The 16,500-nt window shown below is 53.2% G+C and carries 16 protein-coding genes; 11 read left to right on the top strand and 5 right to left on the bottom strand.

The genetic code is table 11. The features are described from left to right. Positions 1–85: 85 nt before the first annotated feature. Together cydD and cydC are read left to right on the top strand one after the other, a co-directional pair. Positions 86–1,810, top strand: a complete 1,725-nt coding sequence (gene cydD / locus EVJ20_RS11860; RefSeq protein ID WP_131508290.1) for a thiol reductant ABC exporter subunit CydD — start codon at positions 86–88, stop codon at positions 1,808–1,810. Further along, positions 1,807–3,522: a thiol reductant ABC exporter subunit CydC gene (gene cydC, locus EVJ20_RS11855; protein WP_131490289.1), complete on the top strand. Its 1,716-nt coding sequence runs from the start codon at positions 1,807–1,809 to the stop codon at positions 3,520–3,522. Before cydD ends, cydC begins: the two co-directional genes overlap by 4 nt. Positions 3,523–3,783: 261 nt before the next feature. On the opposite strand, the gene EVJ20_RS11850 is transcribed toward cydC, so the two are convergent. The 3 genes from EVJ20_RS11850 to EVJ20_RS11840 form a co-directional block, all read right to left on the bottom strand. Then, a complete protein-coding gene (locus EVJ20_RS11850) occupies positions 3,784–4,308 on the bottom strand; it encodes a hypothetical protein (RefSeq protein WP_070329148.1) in 525 nt (174 codons plus the stop codon). 148 nt (positions 4,309–4,456) lie between these two features. Further along, complete coding sequence (locus EVJ20_RS11845; protein WP_131508288.1) at positions 4,457–5,524, bottom strand: diguanylate cyclase; 1,068 nt, start codon at positions 5,522–5,524, stop codon at positions 4,457–4,459. A gap of 77 nt (positions 5,525–5,601) precedes the next feature. Then, entirely contained in the window at positions 5,602–5,937 is a 336-nt protein-coding gene (locus EVJ20_RS11840; RefSeq protein ID WP_131508286.1) for a hypothetical protein, read from the bottom strand. 88 nt (positions 5,938–6,025) lie between these two features. On the opposite strand from EVJ20_RS11840, the gene EVJ20_RS11835 reads away from it, so the two are divergent. The 6 genes from EVJ20_RS11835 (at position 6,026) to EVJ20_RS11810 (ending at position 10,111) form a co-directional block, all read left to right on the top strand. After that, positions 6,026–6,205, top strand: coding sequence for a hypothetical protein (locus tag EVJ20_RS11835; RefSeq protein WP_016510109.1), 180 nt, complete (start codon positions 6,026–6,028; stop codon positions 6,203–6,205). 82 nt (positions 6,206–6,287) lie between these two features. Then, entirely contained in the window at positions 6,288–7,238 is a 951-nt protein-coding gene (msrA, locus tag EVJ20_RS11830; protein WP_131508284.1) for a peptide-methionine (S)-S-oxide reductase MsrA, read from the top strand. 13 nt (positions 7,239–7,251) lie between these two features. After that, the gene (locus EVJ20_RS11825; protein WP_131508282.1) at positions 7,252–8,544 is read left to right on the top strand and encodes a DUF2252 domain-containing protein; all 1,293 of its coding nucleotides are present in this window, start codon (positions 7,252–7,254) and stop codon (positions 8,542–8,544) included. A gap of 70 nt (positions 8,545–8,614) precedes the next feature. Beyond that, complete coding sequence (locus tag EVJ20_RS11820) at positions 8,615–8,887, top strand: DUF5327 family protein (protein ID WP_131439374.1); 273 nt, start codon at positions 8,615–8,617, stop codon at positions 8,885–8,887. Positions 8,888–8,994: 107 nt separating this feature from the next. After that, positions 8,995–9,360, top strand: a complete 366-nt coding sequence (locus tag EVJ20_RS11815; protein ID WP_070329175.1) for a rhodanese-like domain-containing protein — start codon at positions 8,995–8,997, stop codon at positions 9,358–9,360. Positions 9,361–9,478: 118 nt separating this feature from the next. After that, the gene (locus EVJ20_RS11810) at positions 9,479–10,111 is read left to right on the top strand and encodes an HAD family hydrolase (protein ID WP_131464741.1); all 633 of its coding nucleotides are present in this window, start codon (positions 9,479–9,481) and stop codon (positions 10,109–10,111) included. A gap of 37 nt (positions 10,112–10,148) precedes the next feature. Here the strand turns inward: EVJ20_RS11810 and EVJ20_RS11805 are convergent, their stop codons facing one another. Together EVJ20_RS11805 and EVJ20_RS11800 are read right to left on the bottom strand one after the other, a co-directional pair. After that, complete coding sequence (locus tag EVJ20_RS11805) at positions 10,149–11,561, bottom strand: NAD-dependent succinate-semialdehyde dehydrogenase (protein ID WP_131464738.1); 1,413 nt, start codon at positions 11,559–11,561, stop codon at positions 10,149–10,151. Between the two features lie 115 nt (positions 11,562–11,676). Then, positions 11,677–13,314, bottom strand: coding sequence for an ABC1 kinase family protein (locus tag EVJ20_RS11800; RefSeq protein ID WP_016510103.1), 1,638 nt, complete (start codon positions 13,312–13,314; stop codon positions 11,677–11,679). A gap of 94 nt (positions 13,315–13,408) precedes the next feature. On the opposite strand from EVJ20_RS11800, the gene EVJ20_RS11795 reads away from it, so the two are divergent. The 3 genes from EVJ20_RS11795 (at position 13,409) to EVJ20_RS11785 (ending at position 16,432) form a co-directional block, all read left to right on the top strand. Further along, positions 13,409–14,014 (top strand): trimeric intracellular cation channel family protein, encoded by a 606-nt coding sequence (locus EVJ20_RS11795; protein ID WP_131490285.1) that lies wholly within the window; start codon positions 13,409–13,411, stop codon positions 14,012–14,014. Positions 14,015–14,026: 12 nt separating this feature from the next. After that, entirely contained in the window at positions 14,027–14,392 is a 366-nt protein-coding gene (locus EVJ20_RS11790; RefSeq protein ID WP_016510107.1) for a DUF423 domain-containing protein, read from the top strand. Between the two features lie 462 nt (positions 14,393–14,854). Next, positions 14,855–16,432, top strand: coding sequence for a murein hydrolase activator EnvC family protein (locus tag EVJ20_RS11785; RefSeq protein WP_131464736.1), 1,578 nt, complete (start codon positions 14,855–14,857; stop codon positions 16,430–16,432). Positions 16,433–16,500: the final 68 nt, after the last annotated feature.

Here is a 16,500-nt window from a genome sequence, read left to right as displayed (position 1 = left end):
GCGAAGCGTTCGCTATGGACACTTACATCAGTTATAATTAGTGAGAATCATCACAAAGAAAAATTGTCATGCACGTTTAGAAAGGATGAACGCAGTGAAACGACTGCAAGCTCTCGCTTTGGCCGAGAAAGGACATATCGTCGGGCTCGTCATCGCCGCGGTGATGATCGGGTTGTCCATCTTGGCTCAGGCTTATTTGATCGTCGACGTCGTCGACCGAGTATTTTTAAAAAACGAATCGTTCCAAAGTGTCATCCCGTCTCTAGGTTGGCTCGTGCTCGCGTTGCTCGCACGTGCCTTGTTCGGGTATGTCTCGGGACGTATCGGTGCCAACTTGTCGGAACGGGCGAAGCGGACGCTTCGACGTCAACTGCTCGACCGCTACACATCGAATCCGATCGAGACGTCTCTATCCGGACAGTCCGGGAAGAAAGTCAGTGTCTATATGGATGCGGTCGATGAGGTCGATGCTTACTTTAGCCAGTACTGGCCCCAAGTCATCCAGACATCGATCATCCCGCTGCTCATTCTCGTCGTCGTCTTCAGTCAGCACTGGATCTCAGGTGTCATCATGATGGTGACCGCGCCGTTCATTCCAATCTTTTTCATCATCATCGGTATCGCGACCCAGAAGAAGTCTGAAGAGCAGATGGAGAAAATGAACCAGTTCTCGGGGAAATTTTTAGACGTCCTTCAAGGATTGACGACACTCAAGCTATACGGACGTGCCGAGCAAGAAGCGCAAGCAATCGAGAAGAGCAGTCTCGACTTCCGGGACGCGACGATGGTCGTCTTAAAGACCGCTTTCTTGTCAGGGCTCATGCTCGAGTTCATCTCGATGCTCAGCACCGGCGTCGTCGCTTTAGAAGTGGCGCTCCAGATGGTCGTTTGGCAAAACTTGACGTTTTTCGCCGGCTTCTTGATTCTCGTCTTGGCCCCGGAATACTATTTAGCGATCAAAGACCTCGGCAGCGCCTTCCATACGGGGCGTGGCAGCATGGGTGCGGCCGATCGCATCTTCGAGGTGCTCGACGCCCCGGACGATCGTATCGAATGGGGAGACAGACCGCTAACAAACCGGACGCCCGAACTCGTGCTCGATGCGGTCTCGTTCCAATATGAAGGGGGTCGCTTCACGCTCCACCCGCTGAGCGGGGTCATCCCGGCACGGTCACACGTCGCCCTGGTCGGCGCGAGCGGATCAGGCAAGACGACCGTGTTGAACGTGCTGTCCGGTCTTGTGAAACCGGACAGCGGCCGCGTCCTCGTCGACGGGGAGCCGCTCGAATCGTTCACCGATACGTCTTGGTACGGGACAATCGGGTATATTTCGCAAAACCCGTATTTGTTCGCCGGGAGTCTCGCCGCTAATATCGCCCTCGGTGAGACGGCGGACGAGACTGACATCATGCGGGCGGCTGAAGCCGCCGGCCTCGTCGAGGTCATCGCCAATTTGCCGGACGGGTTGAATACCGAGCTCGGAGAAGGCGGTTACGGATTGTCCGGTGGTGAGCGGCAACGCCTCGCCCTGGCTCGTGCCTTCTTGAAGCGTCCAGGTATCATCTTGTTCGATGAACCGACGACCGGTCTCGATTTGGTGACCGAGAGAATCGTTCGGCGCTCGATCGAGGAGTTGTCGCGTGACGCGACGCTTGTCACGGTCGCGCACCGTCTCCATACGATCAAGCAAGCGGACGCGATTTGGTTCATGGACGAGGGGAACCTCGTCGCGAACGGCACACATGAACAGTTACTCGCTGTCCCGGCCTACGCCGACTTGTTCACGTTACAGAAAGGGGTGAGAGGATGAACTCACTTTGGACGATCACAAAATGGATGATGAAAGAGAAAAAGGATATCATCCTCTCGATCTTCTTCGGTTATACGGCAGGCCTCGCGGCTGTCGCCTTGTTCGCGGCGAGTGGATATCTCGTGTCGCGGGCCGGCCTTGTGCCGCCCCTCTATGCGCTCATGGTGCCGGTCGTCCTGATCAAGCTGTTCGGCGTCATTCGGGCGGGGAGCCGCTACCGCGAACGCTTGGCGTCACACCGGGCGACGTTCACGATTTTAAGCGAACTGCGCGTCCGGTTTTATCGCCAGCTCGAACCGCTCGTGCCGAACATCTTCGCCAAATACCGGAGCGGGGACTTGCTCGCCCGTGTCGTCGGAGACGTCGAAAGCCTTCAAAACTACTTTTTGCGGGTGTTTTATCCGCCAATCATCTTAGTGCTCGTCTTCTTGAGCACGATCTTCTTCGTCACGTTCTTCTCGATGACGGTCAGCCTTTGGCTCGTGTTCGGGGTGTTCGTGACCGGCTTTTTGATTCCGATCTTGTTTGCCGGCATCCGAGCGAAGCATGACCAGGAAATTAGGGCCTTGCGCGGCGACTTGTCGAGCGGGGTGACCGAGATGATGTACGGGTACCGCGATTTATTGTTGCACGACCAGCTCGGCCAGACCCGTGACGACTTGCTCGCTCGAAGCGATCGTTACGCCGCCGCACAGCGCCAAGACGTGACGAACCAGTTCTTCAACTCGTCGCTCGTCGTCGCCGCGTCACTGCTCGTGTCGTGGGGCGTGCTCGCGATCGGTGCCTACCTCGTCGTCGATGGCGAACTGGACGGCCTGTTCTTGGCCATGCTCGTCATGATGTCATTGACCGCGTTTGAGAACGTGACACCGATGGCGGTCTTCCCGGGTCACTACGCCGATAGTAAACAAGCGGCAAACCGCTTGCTCGAGGTCGTCGAACCAAGTGATCACCTCGTGGCGGCAGAAGCGGCCCGTGACGACATAGCGCTTCAGACGGCACCTGACATTTCGTTTGAACGCGTAAGTTACCGCTATCCGGATACGTTCCGTGCCGTCCTAGACACAGTTGATGTGACGTTACCTCGCGGATCGAAGACCGTGATCGTCGGTCCGAGCGGGTCTGGTAAGTCGACGCTCCTGCAACTGTTGCTCGCGTTTGTAAGGCCAGAGACAGGCGAAGTACGAATCGAGGGTCAGCGCTTGAATGAGGTCACACAAACATCGGTCTGGTCTCAAGCGAGTGTCGTCATGCAAGAGAACCACTTCTTTTTCGGTACCGTCCGAGACAACTTGGCCCTTGCTGGAGACTTCTCCGATGACGAGATGGAGCTGGCGCTGCGAAGCGTCCGCCTCGGTTTCGCGCTCGATGAGCCAATGCTCGAGAAAGGGGCGAACTTGTCCGGAGGGGAACGGCAACGGCTCGCCATCGCCCGGGCGTTGTTGAAGAACGGGTTGCTCTGGATTTTAGATGAAGCGACGTCGGCGTTAGACGCGCGGACCGAATCCGATGTGTTCGCTGAAATCTTCCGGAAGGCGGACGAGGCGACACTCGTCATGGTCAGCCATCGTCTGACCGGGCTCGAACGGTTCGACCAAATCATCGTCATGGAAGCAGGTCGCATCATCGAGTCAGGGTCATACGACGACTTGATGCGCGCCCGCGGCATGTTTTATGAGTTGAAACAAATTGAACAAGATGTGTTCGCCTGAACGAAAAAAACGAGCGGCTCCGTCGGAGAGCCGCTCGTTTTTATATGGCAAATCTGGGTGCAACAAATGGGGGTCGTCGCAATGCTTTCAAAAAGAGTGTCGTGGAGGGGAATCCACGGGCCGTAACAAGTTTGGGGAACGGTTACGTCCAGCTGTGGCAGCTACAACTCGAGTATAAGTGATAACGATTCTCATTGTCAATTAGAAAAATAAAAATAAACCGCAGACGGGATGTCTGCGGTCGAGGTCATACGAGTCGAGTCAGTTTGACGGGACGCCTTTACTGAGTGTAAAGCGGATCAAGCTGAACAAATAACGGATGTAGAACAAGGCGAACGCGTAAAATACAGCGACTGCCGGTGCGTTCAATTCGACACCCGGGATGTTCATGAGAAACTCCAAGATGAGAATCGACAGCAAGAAGACGTAGAGTCCAGCATCGAGATAGAGCGGCATCAGCTTGCCGCGTTGATGCCAAAACGTCCGGACGAGCGGGGCGACGATCATCCCGATGATGCGCTCGGCGAAGCCGATGCTAAGCACGGCGATCATAAAGGCGGCTACCGTCTCGAACGTCACAAGTTTTGAGAAGGCAAACATGGACATAAGCAGGAGCGGCCCGATGAAAATCATCATCGAAAGGGACGTGCGTAAAAAGATGAGTAGGTTCTGTTTGATTGTGTCGACTCCCCCAAAGAGCGACTGTCGGAACGTCTTGCCACGTTGATAGTCGAGGACGAACGATCCCACGAACATCAATCCGAATAGCGATAACAATATTGTCATGAAATGTGTTTCCCCTTTTTCTAGTCAAATCTATGATTAATTATGTTTATTCTAACCAAAGTCTAGCCTAGTGTACCGATTCGCTAGTTGAAAGTAAAGCGGGAAAACTGTCAAAGTTAGTAAAGTTTTGAGAACGTTATCGGCTTCATCAAGCCAAAATGAAACGGTTTCGTCCAGATTCTTTTGCGTGGTATAACGCTTCGTCGGCATGCTTCAAAACGCTATCGACTTCGATATCGTTCGAATGGCAGGCTCCGAGCGAGACCGTGATGTGAAGCGTGCCTGCACTCGTCTCGAATGGGAACGTCGAGACTTTTTCTCGTATAGATTCGGCGAGACGGGTCACTTCGTCCTTTTTGGCGTTCGGCATGACGATCAGAAATTCTTCACCACCGAAGCGACCGACGAGATGTCGGTCGTCACTTTCGGTGACGAGCAACATGCCGAGCTCGCGTAGTACGTCGTCCCCGACATCATGACCGTACGTGTCGTTGACGCGTTTGAAGTGATCGATATCGACGAGGATGAGGGCGTACGCTTCCGCCTCGACGGTCAAGTTGGCCATCGCCTCATTCAACAGACGGCGGTTGGCGATGCCGGTCAAAGCGTCGGTACGGGCGAGTTGCTGCTGATGCTGAACGTTCTCAAAGTGGCGTCTCAGCTCTTGGAGCAAGCGATAAGCGGCACAAGCCCCGGCGTAGATCATAACGATATAGACGAATAAAATGGGATAGAACAGCTCGAGCGGGAGGGCATAGTAGAGCGCCGACCCGAACGCGGCGACGCTGATCGTCGTGAAGACAAGGAGCGTGTTACGGGTGTTGTCGAGCTTGAGCCGCAACAGACTTGTCGGCAGTACGAGTGCGACCATCGTCGCGATAGCTAAGTAAAATCCGACGTATTCGCCATCCGTTATCATGAAAAAACGACCGATGAGAAACAACATACCGGCGACGACACCGCTCATCCATCCGCCGAACAAGACGGCGAGCATAATCGGGATGGAACGAAGGTCGATCAATATTTTTTCGAGATGAAGCGCGTTCGCGAGCAAAATCAAGGCGATGAGACCGCTCTGGATACCGAGCAGGATACGCAACTTTAAAGGTGACTGCGGCGTCATTCGAGGCCGGTTACGAAACGGCAAGAACGAGATGGTGAACAGGGTGAACAGAATACAAAGGTTGATGAAAAAAGAGTTGATGATGGTGAGCATACACGTGTCCCCTTGTACGAGATAGAAATCATTAATTCAAGTATGACAACTGTGAATCGCGATGAATCGTCAAACTGTTACCATTCACGCCATTCCTCCGTGACGTCTTCATTGGTTTCATACCCGGCGATGGCTGCACCGGCTCGGATGAAGTCGTACAGCTCCTCACGCTCGAGCGTCTCGATAAAATGGTCGTGCTCTTCGTCGAGGCCGTTCAAACGCAGGACGACATCGCGGACTGCCGATAGGATCGAGGATTCTGTGCCGTCGGAATGGGTCAAAGCGCTCGTATAACGCCGGAGCGCGGCGTCGACAGCGAGGATTGCTGACAGCGTATAGACGTCGTCGCCTTCGTTCAGCCGGTCTTCCCACAACAAAGTCGGGCGGTTCGCCCACAACTGGTCAAAATCCATGGATGGGTCCTCCTTCTGGCCGTGATTGTATCTTCCTCTCTATAATAGCAAAAAAGTTTGGTATGATAGATGAAAAGGGGGACTGTCCGTGCGTTATTGGGATCATTTTAAACGAGCGTTCATTCCGATCGCGCTCATCTTAATCGGTTTAGCCATCTTTTACACATTATCGGCACGAAACAACCTGGTGTTGACCATACTCGGGGCAGCGATCGTCGGTGTGATTTTATTTTTAGTGATGCGCCATATGAACCGGGTCGAAGACTGAAGACGAGAACACGTTTGGGGTTCTCGTTTTTTGTTGTCGGCGTGCTTTTTTGGGTACACTACATAGTAAGGAGGGATTCATTATGGCAAAAGCTACATTTGCGGGAGGCTGTTTTTGGTGCATGGTCAAACCGTTTCATAAATACGAAGGTGTCGAACGAGTCGTGTCCGGTTACACAGGCGGACACGTCGACAATCCGACATACCAGCAAGTCTGTTCGGAGACGACGGGTCATCTAGAGGCGATCGAGGTGACGTTCGACCCGGAGGTCATCTCATACGAAGAGCTGCTTCGGATTTACTGGCGACAAATCGATCCGACAGACGGGGGCGGACAGTTCAACGACCGCGGCGAATCGTATCGACCGGCCATCTTCTATCATTCGGAAGAACAACGGGACGCGGCCGAACGCTCGAAGCAAGAAGTCGAGAATTCGGGACGGTTCGAACGTCCGATCGAAGTCGAGATCCGTCCGGCCAAGACGTTTTGGGAAGCCGAGGACTATCATCAAGACTACTATAAGAAAAATCCGTTCCGCTACGAGATGTATCGGGTCGGCTCGGGTCGCGCCAAGTTTGTGAAAGAGGCGTGGAGCGATAAGAAACAAAAACAGGAACTGAAAGACCGTCTGACACCGATGCAGTTCAAAGTCACGCAAGAGAACGGGACCGAACCGCCGTTTCAAAACGAGTATTGGGATGAGGAACGGGAAGGGCTGTACGTCGATGTGATCGATGGTACGCCGCTCTTCACGTCCCGTGACAAGTTCCAGTCGAACTGTGGCTGGCCAAGCTTCGCGCGGCCGATCGAAGAGAAGCAGCTCGATGTGAACATGGACACGACGCACCACATGGTCCGGACGGAAGTGCGTTCGAAGCATGCCGACAGTCACCTCGGTCATCTATTTGACGATGGTCCGAAAGAACTCGGCGGCTTACGCTACTGTATCAATTCGGCTTCGCTCCGATTCATCCCGAAAGAAGAGCTCGAGTCTGCGGGATACGGGGAATACAAACATCTATTCGACGCATGAAGGGGAGACAGCCATGTTCACATCCGTCAAACAACAAATTCGCCGTGATACGATCGCGACGGTTCTAGATTATTACGATCATTCGATCCGAAACCTGACCGAAACGGCGCGGCGTGAAAAGTACGACAAGATGAGTACGAGCCCGTTCTCGTTCTTTCGCGGAAGCTCGCATTTGTTCTATTACGATTTTGCGAAAGTACCGCTTGCTTTCGACACGAGCGAGGCCTATCCGACGTTCATTCAAGGGGATCTTCACTTTGAAAACTTTGGGGTGTTCGGAGACGGGGCTGGGACGATCCTTTATGATGTGAACGACTTTGATGAGGCGTACCTCGGTTCGTATTTGTTCGATGTGCTCAGAATGGCCATTTCTGTCGACTTGTTCGCCGCCGAATCGGGCTTCGATTCCAACGAAGCGATTGAAGTATACGCCGAGACGTATGCGCTCGCCATCAGACGGTACGCGAAAGGGAAAGACGAAGACGTGCAGTTCACGAAAGCGAATACGTCTAAAGCCATCAAAAAAGTGATCAAGAAGGCAGAGAAGAAGCAAGACGCGTTCATGTCGGAACGGACCGAAGTCCGGGACGAAGAACGTTACTTCGCGACGAGCGATGACTTAATACCGGTCAGCGAGAAGACGGCGACGAAAATCAAACAGGCTTGGCCTGAGTATTTGAACTCGTTGTCGGGAGAGCATCGCCATCACGCCGATCATTACGACATCAAAGACATCGCCATTAAACGCGAGAGCGGGACGGCCTCGATCGGGCTCGAACGTTACTATATCTTGATCGAAGGGGCCGACGAGGAACATGACGAGGACGTCATCTTAGAGATGAAGCAAGCGCAATCGGCCGTCCCGTCCTTGTTTTTGCCGACCCATCCGTTGTTCGAGGACGGCCTGTCCCATGAAGGTGCGCGGGTCATCGCTGCCCAACGTGCCATGGTGCATAGCCAAGACCCGTATCTCGGTTACTTCACGATCGACGGCAACGAGTATTATGTGCGGCAACGTTCGCCCTACAAACGGAAAGTGAAAGCGAAGCACATCAAGAACGAATCGTCGCTGATCGAAACGTTAAAAGTCCAAGCCGAGATCACGGCGAAAATCCATGCCCGGGCCGATGCGGACGCGAACGTTCTCGAGTATGAGGCGAGCGAACAGATTGCGGAAGCCATCGGGGACGCGCTGCCGTTGTTCGTGCGTCAAATCTCACGCTGGGCCCATTTTTACGCCAACCAAGTCCGTTTCGATTTCGAGGCGTTCACATCATGGGTCGAGACACGGTCTGAATCCGACTGAGCCGAGCAAGACACTTGCGGCGAGGGACAGGTTTGCTTCAAAATGAGAGGGAAAAGGATGTGTTCGACCTATGATCACTGAGCAACAAGTCATCGCGCAAATGAAACACGTGATGAGTCAAATCGAACAGTCGAGCGGAGAGACGCAAAAGCGCCATCTGGCCAAGTTGATGGGTTACTGTGAGCTCATGTTGGCGGAGACGACACCCGCCGCACCGGTCGCGCAGGCACCTGTCGTCTCGGCGGAGCCGAAGCAACCGTTAGACCGGCAAATGGCCGCATTCCTCGGCATCCCTCTAGAGGATGAGGACGAACCTAAAACCGATTCGCTGCTCGATTTCTAAGCTGTGCCCTCGTGGCATGGCTTTTTTTATGAGGCGTCCACATTGACTTATATACCATAGGGGGTATAATGGAGATACTAAAACTTTTAAACAACGGAGGCGTGCCCATGCTTGATTTTTTGTTTGTCGCAGTGGTGATCGGATTGATTTATTTTTGGTGGACGAAGCGAAACAGCACGAAAACAGTATCGACGGACGAGTTGAAGCGAAAGATTGCGGAAGAGCGCAACATTCAACTGCTCGATGTGCGGGAGCCGCACGAATATAAAGGCGGGCACATTAAACAAGCGAAAAACGTACCGCTCTCAGGGTTCGGTAACGCGGCAGCACAATACCCAAAAGATAAAGAACGTCCCGTTTACGTCATCTGTCAAAGCGGGATGCGGAGCCAACGGGCAGCGGCGATGCTGAAGAGTGCGGGCTATACAGACGTCTACTCGGTCAAAGGCGGCATGAGCTTCTGGCGCGGCTGAGCAACAACCGGTTGAACGATTTCGTTCAGCCGTTTTTTTGTGGGCTGATGTTTCTACTTTTGATTTGGAGGCGAGTCTGCTACGGTAGGAGAATAGGAAAGAGAGAGGGGATACCGACATGGCAGTCATTTTATTCGATATCGATGGGACGCTCGTCGACACGACCGTTCCGATGACGAAAGCGATTCACGAGGCGCTCGAACAGCTTCCGCATCTTGAAAAGCCGAGCGAGGACGCGGTCCGGTCTGGCTACGGTTTGGCTGGGGACGCCTTTTGGGAGCACGTCATCCCGGAGGCGACGCGTGAAGAAATCCGTCTCATCCGCAAACTTCGTCACGAGACGCTCGAGCAGGCGATGGCGGGGCAAAACGTCTTGTTTGACGGCATCTACGACATGCTTGAGACGCTTCGCGCGAACGGGCATACGTTGACGACGGCAAGCAACTGTGGCGTTCACTATATGAACTTGATCCTCGATACGCAAGGCATCCGTCAGTTCATGACGGCACCTGAATGTCTCGAATCGGTTGGTGGCGAGAAGAAGGCCGATATTTTGACGGCGCACCGCCTGCGCCACGGAGATGCACATTATGTCATGGTCGGTGACCGCAAGTCGGACGTCGAAGCGGGCCGGGCCCATGATTTCCCGGTCGTCTTGACCGGATTCGGCTTCGGGAACGAGGACGAGTGGGCGCTCGCCGATTATGTGATCGCGACGCCAAACGATTTGGTGACGTGGCTCGACAACTGAAAAAACGCCTGTTGAAAAAATTCAACAGGCGTTTTTTTTATAGTCCAAGCGAAATATATTTCACTTCTAAAAACTCTTCGATGCCGTGATGACCGCCTTCACGGCCGAGACCGCTCTGTTTCCATCCGCCGAACGGCGCTTGCGGGGTCGAAGGCAGGCCATCGTTGACGCCGACAATCCCGTATTCGAGCGATTCCGCCAAGTAAAGGGCCTCGTTAATATCTTGTGTGAAGATATAAGACGCGAGGCCGAACGGCGTGGCGTTCGCCCGCTCGATGACTTCGTCGAGCGTGTTGAACGAAGCGATCGGGGCGACGGGCCCGAACGTCTCCTCGTTCATGCAGAGCATATCTTCGTTCGCATAGCGGACGACGGCCGGGCGGACGAACAAGCCGTCAAGCTGTTCGCCGCCCGTGATCTCACCCCCACGGATTTGGGCGTCCTCGAGGTGCTTCATCACTTTCTCGACCGCAGCCTCGTCGATGAGCGGACCGATGTCGATGCCGTCGTCGAGCCCGTTCCCGACCTTGAGCGCTTGCACGGCCTCGATGAACCGCTCCGAGAATTCGTCGACGATCGAACTCTCGACGTAAATCCGATTGGCGCAGACGCATGTCTGTCCACCGTTACGGAACTTGGTCGCGATTGCTTGCGGGACGGCCTTGTCGAGGTCCGCTTTCGCCGTGACGATGAGCGGGGCATGGCCACCGAGCTCGAGCGAGATCTTCTTCATCGTGTCGGCGGCACCGCGCATGAGCGTCTTGCCGACTTCGGTCGACCCGGTGAACGTCAGCTTGCGCACACGTGAATCGTGCTGCCAAACGTTGACGATACGAGCGGCACTGCCGGTCACGAGATTGATGACACCTTTCGGGAAACCGGCCTTCTCGGCCAATTTGACGAGTTCAATCGCTGTGAGCGGTGTCGCCGAGGCCGGTTTCAAGACGACGGTGCAACCGGCTGCTAGAGCCGGTGCCAATTTGCGGGTGATCATCGCTGCCGGGAAGTTCCATGGCGTGATGGCAGCGATGACGCCGACCGGTTGTTTGATCGCGAAAATACGTTTCTCGTTTGAAGAAGCAGGGATCGTCTCACCATAGACGCGTCGTCCTTCCGCGGCATACCACTCGATGAATCCGTTGGCGTAACGGATTTCGCCGATCGCTTCTTTCAGCGGTTTGCCTTGTTCTTCGACCATCGTTCGCGCGAGCGCTTCCGTCTCTTCATCGATCAAGCGATGCCATTCGAGCAGTAGGGCGCCCCGGTCTTCGGCTGTCCGCTGCTGCCAGTCTTTTAAAGCGGCCTGGGCCGCGTCGACAGCGAGGCCAGCCTCGGTCTCGTCACTCTTTGTCACGGTTGCTATTACGTTACCGGTCGCCGGATTTCGGACCTCGATCGTCTCATTCGTCTCGATCCAGTCACCGTTAATGAAGTTGTTCTCAGCTCGCATCGTGTTCTCCCCTTTCATCTAGGTCACATTGTAAAAGTACCCGATTTCAAAAAACATACACAATTTTACAGCGAGGCACGACAAAAAACCGTCACTCGCTTGAGTGACGGACTGATTAGACACGAAAATCTTGACGGGCCAAATGGCGAATCTTTCGACCGAGGCGTCTTGAATTAAAGTAGGCGACGACGGCGACGACACCACCCGACCAAAATAGCCATTCGTCAGGTCGGATGTAGCCGAACAGACCGACGAGCAATCCGAGAACAATGACACCCGAGTTGAACGTCTGGCGATGGAGCAATTCTTTCGATTCGAGCTCGCGTTGGAACATCGCCTGCTCAGACAACCGTTTCCGGGTCGGCTCTTTCAAATAGTTCTCGAGCAACGGCGGTACGTTCAACAGTTTCTTGCCGTAGTTGAGCGCCGTCATGACGTAGCGGTTTTGGATTGTCGTCCCGTCTGATTCGAGCCATTGAATCACGATTGGTTTACCGAGCGTGAACAAATCGATTTTCGGGTCGAGAATCTGTAAAATCCCGAGCAACGTCGAGGCGGCACGACCGAAGAAGGCGAACTCGGCCGGCAGTTGAATCGGCTCGTTCTTCACGAGCAGTTGGATATCTTGGAGTACTTTTTCGATCAATTTCGTATCGACCGTATTAATGTCGGTCTCTAAATAGAATGTGACCGCTTTTTCGATCGCTTGGCGGATGTTATGTTTATTCGCTGTCGGCAACAAGAAGCGCAAGTCTTCGAGGGCATCGACGACACCGTCGTAATCGAGCGAGATGAACGCCTGCAAGATCTTCCGTATCGTCGCCATATCTTGCGCGGTCGACGAGCCGACCATGCCGAAGTCGAGCAGGATGATCGTTCCGTCGGCCCGGATCTGGACGTTCCCAGGGTGAGGGTCGGCGTGGAACTGTCCGCCGAATAATAGTTGTTCCGCGGCCATCGTAAATAGTCGTTCGGCGAGAGCGGAGCGGTCGATATTGTTTTCTTTTAAGAACGCAATATCGGTGATGCGACGGGCGTCGACCCAATCCATCGTCAATACCCGATTCGTACATAAATGGTCGTAGTAGCCCGGGATATAAACATCTGGATTTTCAGCATATTTCGCTTTGAAATACAGCGCGTTTTTTAATTCGGTTTGGAAATTTAGTTCATCCCCGATGACAAAAATCATTTGGCGATATAAGCTATCTAAGTCGGTCGATTTGGCGAGCGGTGTCCGTTTGAGCATCGTCGTGACGATTCGCATCGCTTTGAAGTCGGTACGGATGATTTTTTCGATGTCCGGGCGCTGGATTTTGAGCGCGACCCGTTTCCCGTTTTCAAGAAGCGTGGCCCCGTAGACCTCGCCGATCGAGGCGGAGGCGACGGCGTCGATGCCGACGTCTTTCACGACTTGGGTGTACGGTACGCCCCATTCGGCTTCGAGGATGGCACGAGACTTGTCCCAACCTGACGTCGGTACGCGGTCGACGAGCTCTGACAACTCATTAAGGACGGACGGCGGCAGCAAGTCGGCCCGGATCGACAAAAATTGACCGAGCTTGATCAACAGTCCCTCTAGGCGGAGCGCGTTACGTTTATACTCGCGGGCGAGCTGCAACATGAGCGCCTCGTACTCTTCCGGAGAGGCGAGACCCTGCTGCTGTTTGCGAGAGAACGAATAAATCTTAATGATGAATCGGGCGAACATTGTGACGATGATCCATATGCGGAACAAGGCGATTCGTTTCATAAAAATACCGACATCCTTTACAAGCAGTCGCTCGACTGATCTGATTTTTTGTATCTTTACTTTACCATATAATGCTTTCGAGAAAGGGCAAGGGATGTTTATGGAGTGGGAATTATTGAACGTCGTCGGAACGATTGCGTTCGCGGCGAGTGGAGCCATCATCGCGATGGACGAAAAGTACGATATTTTTGGAGTTTGGTTGCTCGCTTTCACGACGGCTTTCGGCGGTGGGGCAATCCGTAACGTCTTGCTCGGCAACCCCGTCAGTTTGATTTGGCAACAAAACGATTTATTTATTCTCTGTTTTCTCGTCGCGCTCCTCATCTTCCTGCTCCCGAGCGTCGTCTTGCCGCATTGGGAAAGATGGGGCGTCATCGTCGATGCGATCGGCTTGGTCGCATTCTCTTTCCAAGGGGCGCAAGTGGCCATCAAATTGGATTTGCCGTTGTCAGCAGCGATTGCGGCAGCCGTCCTGACCGGAGTCGGCGGTGGTGTCGTCCGCGACTTGCTCGCGGGGCGCAAGCCGCTCGTCTTGCAGGCGGAAGTGTACGCGATTTGGGCAATCATCATCGCGGTCGTCACGTACTACTTCCGGCTCGAAGGCGGACTTCCGGTGTATGCGTTATTGATTGTCGTCGCGGCGCTTCGAGTGATATCCTACTATCGGAAGTGGAATTTACCAGCACGAAAAGTGAGATAAGGGGGAAATCATATGAAATTATTACTCATTACCGGTGCTGCCTTGATGGCACTCGGTGTCGCGCTCGGCGCGTTCGGGGCCCACGCATTGAAAGAGCGTCTGGCACCGAACATGCTCGCGAACTGGCAGACGGGGGTCTTGTACCACATGATCCATGCAATCGGCATCATTGCGCTCGCTAGTATTTTGACGAAAGTTAGCATCAGTCAATTCAACACAGCCGGTTGGCTCATGTTTGCCGGCATCCTGTTCTTCTCGGGCAGCTTGTATGTCATGGCACTTACAGGCATCACGAAACTTGGGGCGGTCACACCAATCGGCGGTGTTCTTTTCATCGCGGCGTGGGTGTTCGTCATCATCGGTGCGTTCAAACTTTAACGAAATGTCCATCGAGCGTTAACACTTCGTCTGTATGATTAGACGTGTGAGCCCCCTCGATTTCACACCCGCAACGAACATTCGGTCAGTCCTGTCATCTTCGCCTTGAGCGAGAAGTCAGACTGACCTTTTTTACGTTTTTTGGAAATGGATGAGTTTAGAAAAAATGCTGGAATATGCTTTTTTGAAATAAGGTAAATGATTTGCTATTTTCAGCTACTATGACAGAAACGTTTCAAGCCATAAAAAATCGAAAAAACGTTGAAATACAAAGAAGAGGGAATGCCAACGGCTTTCCCTCTTCTTTGTCGTAATCAAAGTGAAATATAACTTTAACAGGAAAACATTCGACACTTCGATATAATTAGTCGTGTTGAAACTGAAAAATTAATCGTTTTTGTTACATAGCAAAACGACGAACTTAAATAGAATATGTAAAACTAGCCCGTCAAATTAGAAAGGATGTCTGCATTGATCAATTGGAAACGTACGATCTCGACACTTACGCTGAGCGCCTTGCTCCTCGGCACGCACTCGGTAGCCGATGCCTCGACGACAATCAAAGAGAAGCAAGAGCAACAGAAAAAAGTTAAAGAACAACGCAATAGCGTCAAACAGAATCAATCGAATACGTCTTCGAAAATCGAACAGAACACTAAAGAAATCTCGAAGGTACAAGAAGAAGTCAATAAAATGGACGCTCAGCTTCAAGACATCATCTACGACGTAGCGGCGAAACGCCAAGAAATCAAACGTACCGAGATGAAGATTGAAGATCTCGAAGCGGACATTAAAGGTTACGAGAAAAAGATGATTGCTCAAGAAAAAATGATGAAAGAGCGGATGGCCACGATGCAAACGAACGGTGGCGGTTCAATCAACTGGGCAGAATTCATCTTTGGATCAAAAAACTTCTCTGACTTGATCACACGCATGATCACGGCTGGTACGATCCAACGTAGCGACCAAGAGTTGTTCAACGACTATGAAGCGACACGTCTGTCTCTTCAAGAAGCACAAGCCGCACTCAAAGCAGAGCGGGCCTCACTTCTAGAGCAACAGAAAGCACTCGAAGCGCGTCAAGCCGAACTCGAGAAGAAGATGAAACAGCGTGAAGCTCGCATCAAAGAACTCGAAGAGAAAAATATCGAATTTGAAACGCAAATCTTCGACCTACAAGAAATCGAAGCGACGTTGATCGCTCAAGAAGAAGCGATTGCAGCTGAAATCGAAGCACAGCGCCGTGAAGAAGAAGAAGCGCGTCGTCGTGCGGAAGAGGCAGCACGTCAAGAAGCGGCTCGTAAAGCTGAAGAGGCACGCCAAGCTGAGGCTGCCAAAGCAGCGGCCGCGCAACAAGCCGAAGAAGCGAGAGCTGAAGCTGCACGTCAAGAAGAAGCGGCTAAAGCTGCTGCTGCACAAGCTGCTGCTCAGAAAAAGCAGAACAGTAATACTAATTCCCAGTCATCGTCGTCTTCAAACCAAACGACACAAAATAATGTGACAGCTTCTAAACCGGCTGCACCACCGGCACCTAAGCCTAAGCCAGCGCCAAAGCCGGCACCAAAACCGGCACCGGCTCCTAAACCGGTACCGACTACGCCGACAGCTTCGGCACCGGCACCATCGAGCGCGAAATTCATTCAACCGACGACTGGTCGTTTCTCGCAAGGTTTCGGACCGGCAAGCGGACAGTTCGGCTATTCGTTCCATAACGGTGTCGATATCGCTGGACCAGTCGGTACACCGATCCGGGCCTCGGCAACTGGAACGGTCATCCGGGCCGGATGGGGTGGCGCTTACGGGAACCACGTCATGATCGCCCACGTCATTGGCGGTCAAGTTTGGACGACTGTCTATGCGCACATGAACTCGGTATCCGTCAGCGCTGGTCAGCGTGTGACGCAAGGATCAAACATTGGAACGCTCGGGAACACTGGAAACTCTTCAGGCCCGCACCTTCACTTTGAAATCCACCAAGGCAGCTACTCGTACTCGTCTTCGAGCGCCGGCAGCACCGTCAACCCACGTCAGTTCTTCTAATCCTAAACAAACGAGCACTCGTCAATCGCGACGGGTGCTCGTTTTTGCGAAAAAATAGTGCCCATCCA

It is taken from the genome of Exiguobacterium sp. SH0S1 (genome assembly GCF_004337165.1).
Classification (GTDB): Bacteria; Bacillota; Bacilli; order Exiguobacteriales; family Exiguobacteriaceae; genus Exiguobacterium; species Exiguobacterium aurantiacum_A.
This window is presented reverse-complemented; position numbering and strand designations above follow the sequence as displayed.